The 628-nt window shown below is 40.8% G+C and carries 1 pseudogene; it reads left to right on the top strand.

What is annotated here, in order from left to right:
• Positions 1 to 628: pseudogene (locus WBG07_RS19430) on the top strand (hypothetical protein); the annotation flags it as partial.

Here is a 628-nt window from a genome sequence, read left to right as displayed (position 1 = left end):
TCAGACACACCCACCAAATAGGAAACCAGCCCGAAGAAGTACTCAGTGAAAACAGTTACGATGCCCTAGGGCAGTTACTAGTCAAGAAAATAGGAAACACCCTAATGAACCCCCTACAAACCATAGACTATAGCTACAACATACGCGGCTGGCTCAAAGAAATCAATAACGTAAACAATCTGGGAAGCGATCTTTTTGGATTTAAGATCGGGTACAACCAAGGAGCAAACCCCCTATACAACGGCAACATTAGCAGCACCAGTTGGCGCAGCAGTAATACCGATAACAGTCTTAAAAACTATAATTACACCTACGATGCCTTCAATAGAATCATAAGCGGTACTGATAACACCAACAACTACAACCTAAGCAGTATTAGTTACGACAAAAACGGGAACATCATCCGGTTGGTACGAACAGGGCATTTAGTAGAGAATCCGATTGCGGGGAATACTTCCCATTTTGGAGAAATGGATAATATGTATTATTTCTACGACAGTGGCAACAAATTGCAACGCGTTAATGATGTTGCGAACAAAAACTATGGTTTTAAAGATAGCAGTACCAATGGAACAGATTATAGTTATGATGAAAACGGAAATATGACAACTGATGCCAACAAAGGCAT

This window comes from Ascidiimonas meishanensis, from assembly GCF_037782385.1.
In the GTDB taxonomy this organism is placed as follows: domain Bacteria; phylum Bacteroidota; class Bacteroidia; order Flavobacteriales; family Flavobacteriaceae; genus Ascidiimonas; species Ascidiimonas meishanensis.
This window is presented reverse-complemented; position numbering and strand designations above follow the sequence as displayed.